General features: G+C 74.5%; 7 protein-coding genes. 3 read left to right on the forward strand and 4 right to left on the reverse strand.

The features are described from left to right. Window positions 1-98: 98 nt before the first annotated feature. From ACWGL3_RS29580 to ACWGL3_RS29595, 4 genes are all read right to left on the reverse strand, one after another. Window positions 99-368, reverse strand: a complete 270-nt coding sequence (locus ACWGL3_RS29580) for a DUF6510 family protein (RefSeq protein ID WP_267948780.1) — start codon at window positions 366-368, stop codon at window positions 99-101. Continuing rightward, entirely contained in the window at window positions 365-1099 is a 735-nt protein-coding gene (locus ACWGL3_RS29585) for an FAD-binding oxidoreductase (protein WP_452462048.1), read from the reverse strand. Before ACWGL3_RS29585 ends, ACWGL3_RS29580 begins: the two co-directional genes overlap by 4 nt. Then, the gene (locus ACWGL3_RS29590) at window positions 1099-1698 is read right to left on the reverse strand and encodes a sulfite oxidase-like oxidoreductase (protein WP_452462049.1); all 600 of its coding nucleotides are present in this window, start codon (window positions 1696-1698) and stop codon (window positions 1099-1101) included. The genes ACWGL3_RS29585 and ACWGL3_RS29590 overlap by 1 nt, the downstream gene beginning before the upstream one ends. Before the next feature lie 191 nt (window positions 1699-1889). Beyond that, window positions 1890-2480 (reverse strand): SACE_7040 family transcriptional regulator, encoded by a 591-nt coding sequence (locus tag ACWGL3_RS29595; protein WP_267948777.1) that lies wholly within the window; start codon window positions 2478-2480, stop codon window positions 1890-1892. 146 nt (window positions 2481-2626) lie between these two features. Here ACWGL3_RS29595 and ACWGL3_RS29600 point away from each other — a divergent pair, with 146 nt between their 5' ends. From ACWGL3_RS29600 to ACWGL3_RS29610, 3 genes are read left to right on the forward strand one after another with little or no spacing between them, the layout of a single operon-like run. Then, entirely contained in the window at window positions 2627-4237 is a 1611-nt protein-coding gene (locus tag ACWGL3_RS29600; protein ID WP_267950294.1) for a carboxyl transferase domain-containing protein, read from the forward strand. A gap of 7 nt (window positions 4238-4244) precedes the next feature. Further along, window positions 4245-6371 carry an acetyl/propionyl/methylcrotonyl-CoA carboxylase subunit alpha gene (locus ACWGL3_RS29605; protein WP_267948776.1) on the forward strand — a complete coding sequence of 709 codons (2127 nt, stop codon included), beginning with the start codon at window positions 4245-4247 and terminating at the stop codon, window positions 6369-6371. After that, window positions 6368-7525: an acyl-CoA dehydrogenase family protein gene (locus tag ACWGL3_RS29610; RefSeq protein WP_267948775.1), complete on the forward strand. Its 1158-nt coding sequence runs from the start codon at window positions 6368-6370 to the stop codon at window positions 7523-7525. Before ACWGL3_RS29605 ends, ACWGL3_RS29610 begins: the two co-directional genes overlap by 4 nt. The last annotated feature ends 49 nt before the right edge of the window (window positions 7526-7574 follow it).

The following is a 7574-nucleotide window of genomic DNA, read 5'->3' on the forward strand; positions in this document are numbered from 1 at the left end:
GTCCCCGCCCGTTCCGCCCACCCGGGACCGGCGCCCCCTCACCGCCCCGGAGCCGGGGCCCGTCCGGCGGTCGCCGCCGACCGCCGCAGGCCCCCGCCTCACGTCTCCAGGCGCACCCGCACGACCCCCGTCCCGCCCAGGTCCACCCAGACGCTGTCGGGGGTGCGCACCAGCCGCAGGACCAGGGTCCGGCACACCGGGCAGCTCGCCACCAGTCCCGGGCCGTCCACCGTCACGTGCAGCTCCGCGAACACCCCGCACGCCCCGCACACCGAGCACCGCCGCTCGGCGGCGGTCAGGTCCACGGACAGGATCTCCGACAGCGGACCCGCCAGGGCGTTGGCGTCGACGTGCTCCGGTTCGGTCATCTGGCACCTCCACCGGATCCGAACCGCTCGGTCCGGACCCGTCTCGGGTCGTGCCCCAGGGCCACGAGGGCGTCGGAGGCCGTCTCCACGAAACCGGTCGGCCCGCACACGAAGCACACCGGGGCGAACTCGGCCGGGAACCCGTGGGTGTTCAGCTCGGCCGCGCCCAGGCGCCCGGGTCCGCGGGGCGAGGCCTCCGGGGCCCGGCGCGTGTAGGCGACGAACAGGTCCACTCCCCCGTCTCCGGGCCGGTGGGCGCCCAGCTCCCCCCGGTAGTACCGGTCCTCCGGCATGCGCACCGAGTACGGGACCCGGAAGAGCGCCCGGCTCCCCACCCTGCGCCGCTCACGCACCATCGCCATCAGGGGCACCACCCCGGAGCCGCCGCCCACCAGGACCACCGGGTCCGGGGACGCGGCGTCCCACACGAACCAGCCGCCCAGCGGGCCGCGCACCTCCACCGCGTCCCCCGGCGCGAACACGTCCACGAGGTAGGAGGAGACCTCCCCGCCCTCCACCCGCTGCACGGTGAGCTCGATCCGCTCCCCCTCGTCGGCCGAGGCCACCGAGTAGCCGCGCTGGGCGGTGTAGCCGTCCTCGGCGGTCAGCCGGACGTCCACGTGCTGGCCCGCACGGTGGCCGGGCCAGCCGGGCACGTCGAGCACCAGCGTCCGGGCGCTGTCGGTCTCCCAGCGGTCGGCCGCCAGGGTCGCGGGCCGCCACGCGACCATCAGTCGCCCCGGTAGCGCTGCTCGCGCCACGGGTCGCCGTAGTCGTGGTACCCGGCCTGCTCCCAGAACCCGGGCTCGTCCTGGTGGAGCAGGCTGATCCCGCGCACCCACTTGGCCGACTTCCAGAAGTACAGGTGCGGCACGATCAGCCGGGCCGGTCCCCCGTGCTCGGGGGCGAGCGGCTCTCCGTCGAAGGTGTGCACGATCCACGCCTGTCCGTCGGTGAGGTCCTGGAGCGGGAGGTTCGTGGTGTAGCCGCCGTAGCTGGACGCGAGGGCGTACTCGGCGGTGGTCTCCACGTCCTCCAGCAGGACGTCGAGGCTGACGCCCTCCCAGTCGGTGTCCGGCTTCGACCAGCGGGTGACGCAGTGGATGTCGACGCGGGGCCGCTCCTGGGGCAGGGCCCGGAACTCCTCCCAGGTCCACACCCGCGTCCGCCCCGTCTCCGCCTCGACCGAGAAGGTCCACTCCCCGGTGTCCACCCGGGGCGTGGGTCCGGCGGACAGCACGGGGAAGTCGTGCGTCTCGTACTGCCCCGGGGGAACCCTCGCGGGGTCCTGGCCCCCGCGCCCGCGAAAGCCCCTGGTCACCACGTTCATGTCCGCCTCCCCGGATCGGTGTCCGTCGGGTCTACCCCGGCCGGGGTCACCCCACGGCATCGCCTCCTCCAAATCCGGGCACCCTCGTACCCCGTCCGGGGTCGGCGGGCCACGGCGGCGGTGTGGGGGAGCGCGGGAACGGGGACCGCTGACCGGGGGGACCGCGGGCACGGCGGGGTGCCGGCCCCGCGCTACGCGGCCGGAGGCGCGGCGTCGGGGGAGGTGAGGGCGGCGCGGCCCATGGAGAGCAGCAGCTCGGCCATGTGCGGCCGGGGCAGCTCGCCCCTGCTGTGGGGGGTGGAGTTGAGCAGGCCGAACACGGCGTGCACGGCGGCGCGGAGCACGGTCGGGGACGCCCCTGGCCGGAGTTCGGCGAGCACGCCCACCCACTCCTCGACGTAACCGCGCTGGAGGCGGCGCACGCGCCGCCGGTCGGGCTCGGTGAGGTTGCCCAGCTCCCGGTCGTGCACGGTGATCAGGGAGGGCTCGTCCAGGGCGAACGCGATGTGTCCGCGCAGCAGCGCCTCCAGGGCGCCGTCCGCACTCGCCGCCTCCGCCACCAGCTCCCTGCCCTGCCTCGCCAGGCGGTCGCTGATGTCGACCAGCACCTCGCCGAGGAGTGCCTGTTTGCCGGGGAAGTGCCGGTACAGGGCAGGGCCGGTGGTGCCGACGGCGCGGCCGAGGTCGTCGATGGACACCCCCCGGTAGCCGCGTTCGGCGAAGAGCCCCGCCGCCGCGCCCAGGATCGCCGTCCGGCGCTCGCCCGTCGGTCTCGGCCCCATCCGCTCCGCCCCTCCTCGCCCGCGGGTGGCTCCGGGGTGACTCGCGCCTCCCGGGCCCTGGACACCCATGTTAGTAGTTACTAACATCACGGTTGTTAGTGAGCATTAACATCCCTCCACGAGAGGACACCATGAGCAGGGCACCAGTGCTCGGCTCGGCGGTGGACACCGCCGGGCCCGCGTTCGCCGCCAACGACGCGGCGAACCGCGCCCTCGCCCTGGAGCTGCGCGAGCGGATCGCCGCCGCCGCGCCGGGCGGCCCGGAGAAGATCCGGGCACGGCACGTCGGGCGCGGCAAGCTCCTGCCGCGCGACCGCGTCGACCTCCTCCTCGACCCCGGCTCCCCCTTCCTGGAGATCTCCCCGCTGGCCGCCGACGGGCTCTACGGCGAGGACGGCCGGGACGCGCCCGGCGCCGGGATGATCGCCGGCGTGGGCCGGGTCATGGGCCGACCGGTGGTCGTGGTCGCCAACGACGCCACGGTCAAGGGCGGCAGCTACTACCCGATGACCGTCAAGAAGCACCTGCGCGCCCAGGAGGTGGCGCTGCACAACCGCCTCCCGTGCGTCTACCTCGCCGACTCGGGCGGCGCGTTCCTGCCGATGCAGGACGACGTCTTCCCCGACCGCGAGCACTTCGGGCGGATCTTCTACAACCAGGCCACCATGTCGAAGCTGGGCATCCCGCAGATCGCGGCGGTGCTGGGCTCGTGCACGGCGGGCGGCGCCTACGTCCCGGCGATGAGCGACGAGGCGGTCATCGTCCGCGACCAGGGGACCGTCTTCCTGGGCGGCCCCCCGCTGGTGAAGGCCGCCACGGGCGAGGTCGTGACAGCCGAGGAGCTGGGCGGCGGCGACCTGCACTCGCGGGTGTCGGGGGTCACCGACCACCTGGCCGACGACGACGCCCACGCGCTCACCATCGTGCGTCGCATCGCCGACACCCTCGCTCCGCCCGGCCCGCCCGCGTGGGAGACGCGCGGGCCGCGGCCGCCCGCGCTGGACCCGGACGAGCTCTACGGGGTGGTCCCCGCCGACACCCGCACCCCGTACGACGTGCGGGAGGTGATCGGCCGGATCGTGGACGGCAGCGAGTTCACCGAGTTCAAGGCCGAGTACGGGACGACCCTGGTCACGGGGTTCGCCCACCTCCACGGCCACCCGGTCGGGATCATCGCCAACAACGGCATCCTCTTCGCCGAGTCCGCGCTCAAGGGCGCCCACTTCATCGAGCTGTGCGACCGGCGCGGCGTCCCCCTCGTCTTCCTCCAGAACATCTCCGGGTTCATGGTGGGCCGCGACTACGAGGCGGGCGGCATCGCCAAGCACGGGGCGAAGATGGTCACCGCCGTGGCCTGCGCCCGCGTCCCCAAGTTCACCGTCGTCATCGGCGGGTCGTTCGGCGCGGGCAACTACAGCATGTGCGGCCGGGCGTACTCCCCCCGGTTCCTGTGGATGTGGCCCAACGCCCGCATCTCGGTGATGGGCGGGGAACAGGCCGCCTCGGTGCTGTCCACGGTCCGCCGCGACCAGCTGGAGGGGCGCGGCGAGGCGTGGTCCGCGGAGGACGAGGAGGCCTTCAAGGCGCCCATCCGCGACCGGTACGAGGAACAGGGCAGCCCGTACTACTCCACCGCCCGCCTGTGGGACGACGGCGTCATCGACCCCGCCGACACCCGCGACGTGCTCGCCATGGCCCTGTCCGCCGCCCGCCACGCGCCACTGGACCCGGTGGGCTACGGCGTCTTCCGGATGTGAGGAACCCTTGACCACGACGCCACGAACGTCCCACTCCCCCGCGACCGTGCTGGTCGCCAACCGGGGCGAGATCGCCCTGCGGATCATCCGCACCCTGAAGCGCATGGGGATCGGCTCGGTGGCCGTGCACACCGACGCCGACGCCGGCGCACCCCACACGCTCGCAGCCGACCTCGCCCTGCGCGTGGACGGCTACCTGGACTCCGGCGCGATCGTCGCGGCGGCCCTGGAGTCGGGCGCCTCCATGGTGCACCCCGGCTACGGCTTCCTGTCGGAGAACGCCGGGTTCGCCCGGGCCTGCGCCGGGGCGGGCCTGGTCTTCGTCGGACCTCCCGCCTCGGCGATCGAGGCGATGGGCGACAAGATCCGCGCCAAGGACACGGTGGCCGCCGCGGGCGTGCCGGTCCTGGGCGGGTTCGCCGAGAAGCCCGGACAGCCGCTGGACGACGACGCGCTGCTGCACGCCGCAGCGGAGACCGGGTACCCCCTGCTCCTCAAGCCGTCCGCGGGCGGCGGCGGCAAGGGCATGCGGGCCGTCCACTCCCCCGACGACCTGGTGGCCGCCGCCGCGGCCGCCCGGCGGGAGGCCCTCGCGTCGTTCGGCGACCCCACCCTGCTGGTGGAGCGCCTGGTCCGGCGGCCCCGGCACATCGAGGTGCAGGTCCTCGCCGACGGCCACGGCAACGTCGTCCACCTGGGCGAGCGCGAGTGCAGCCTCCAGCGCCGCCACCAGAAGGTGGTGGAGGAGGCCCCGTCCCCCCTGCTCACCGCCGCCCAGCGGGAGGCCATGGGCGGGGCGGCCGTGGCCGCCGCGCGCTCGTGCGGCTACACGGGCGCGGGGACGGTCGAGTTCATCGCCGAGGCGTCCGGGGGCGACGGGGAGCCGGAGCTCTCGTTCTCGTTCCTGGAGATGAACACCCGGCTCCAGGTGGAGCACCCCGTCACCGAGGAGGTCGTCGCGATCCGCGGCGGGCGCGGCATCGACCTGGTCGAGCTCCAGGTCCGGATCGCCCTGGGCGACCCGCTCCCCTTCGGCCAGGAAGACGTGTCCTGGCAGGGGCACGCGGTGGAGTCGCGGATCTACGCCGAGGACGCCGACCGGGGGTTCCTGCCCACCGGCGGCCCCGTCCTGGCACTGTCCGAGCCCTCCGGCGCCCGGGTGGACTCCGGTGTCGCGGCGGGGGGCGAGGTGACCTCCGCGTTCGACCCGATGCTCGCCAAGGTCATCACCTGGGGCCCGGACCGGGCCGAGGCGCTGCGCCGGATGGACGCCGCCCTGGGCGCGTACGTGCTGCTGGGGTGCGTCACCAACACCGCGTTCCTGCGCAGGCTGCTGCGCCACCCGCGTGTGGCGGCGGGCGACCTGAGCACCGACCTGATCGAGACGGATCCGCCGGAGCCCGCGCCCGGGGCGCTTCCCGAGCACGTGTACGCGGCGGCGGCCCTGGACCACCAGCTCGACCTGGAACCCGGAGGGGCGGGCCCCTCGGCGGACCGGTTCGCCACCCCCGACGGGTGGCGGATGGGCGGCCCGGCGTGGACCCCCTGGCGCCTGCGCGCGCCCCGGCACGACTCCGCGGTCGTCCGGGTCCGGCGCGACGGCGCGGCCGGGGCCCCCGGCGCCTACCTGGTGCGGGTGGACGACGGCGCGCCCGTCGCCGCGACGGCACGCCGCTCCGCGGACGGGTCCTGCCTGACCGTCACCCACGCGGGGCGCACCCGCACCTACGCGCGCGCCGACGACCCCGCCACCGGGCACCGGTGGCTGGGCGCCGGGGGCACCGCGTGGACCCTGCACGAGGAGCCGGTGGCGGCGGCGCTGCGCGACGACGACGCGGCGGTCGACGGCACCGTGCGCAGCCCCATGCCGGGGACGGTGCTCGCCGTCCCCGTGGAGGTGGGCCAGGCGGTCCTCGCCGGAACACCGCTCGCCGTCGTGGAGGCCATGAAGATGGAGCACTCCGTCCCCTCCCCCTTCGACGGCACCGTCACCGGCGTGGCGGTGCGGCCGGGCGCGTCCGTACCCATGGACGCGCCCCTGGTCACCGTCGAACCCGTCCGGGCCGAGCCCGCCGACGCCCCGCCGGACCCGTCCGTTCCCACCCCCGCCACCCGCGAGGAGCACACGCCATGAGCCGTCACGAGCTGTCGACCGAGCACGCCGACCTTCGGGCCGCCGTGGAGGAGTTCGCCCGGACCGAGGTCGCCCCGGTGATCGGCGACTTCTACGAGCGGGGCGCGTTCCCGTACGAGATCGTCGCCAAGATGGGCCGGATGGGCCTGTTCGGGCTGCCGTTCCCCGAGGAGCACGGGGGGATGGGCGGCGACTACTTCGCCCTGTGCCTGGCCCTGGAGGAGCTCGCCCGGGTGGACTCGTCGGTGGCCATCACCCTGGAGGCGGGGGTGTCGCTGGGCGCCATGCCCATCTACCGGTTCGGCACCGACGAGCAGAGGAAGGCGCACCTGCCCCGGCTCACCTCCGGTGAGGCCCTCGGCGCCTTCGGGCTGACCGAGCCGGGCGGCGGCTCCGACGCCGGGGCGACCCGGACCACCGCGCGGCTGGAGGGCGGCGAGTGGGTGATCAACGGGACCAAGTCGTTCATCACGAACTCGGGCACCGACATCACCTCCCTCGTCACCGTCACCGCCGTCACGGGCCGGCGGGAGGACGGGCGGCCGGAGATCTCCTCGATCCTGGTGCCGAAGGGCACGCCGGGCTTCTCCGTGGGCCAGAAGTACTCCAAGGTCGGGTGGAACGCCTCCGACACCAACGAGCTGGTCTTCGAGGACTGCCGGGTGCCCGAGGCCAACCTGGTGGGCGAGCGCGGACGCGGGTACGCGCAGTTCCTGCGGATCCTGGACGAGGGCCGCATCGCCATCGCCGCGCTCTCCGTCGGCCTGGCGCAGGGGTGCGTGGACGAGAGCGTGCGCTACGCCCACGAGCGGCACGCCTTCGGCCACCCGATCGGGCACTACCAGGCGATCCAGTTCAAGATCGCCGAGATGGAGTCGCGCGTGCACGGGGCGCGGCTGGCGTACTACGACGCGGCGTCGCGCATGCTGGCGGGCGAGCCCTTCAAGAAGGAGGCGGCGATCGCGAAGCTGCTGGCCTCCAACGCGGCCATGGACAACGCCCGCGACGCCACGCAGGTGTTCGGCGGCTACGGGTTCATGAACGACTACCCGGTGGGCCGGTTCTACCGCGACGCGAAGATCCTGGAGGTCGGCGAGGGAACGAGCGAGGTGCAGAAGATGCTCATCGCCCGTGAGCTGGGGCTCCCCGCCTAGACCGGAAGTGGTGCCGGTGCGACGCTCGGGCGCCCGGCCGGCCGCTACC

This window comes from Nocardiopsis sp. NPDC055824 (assembly GCF_053616335.1).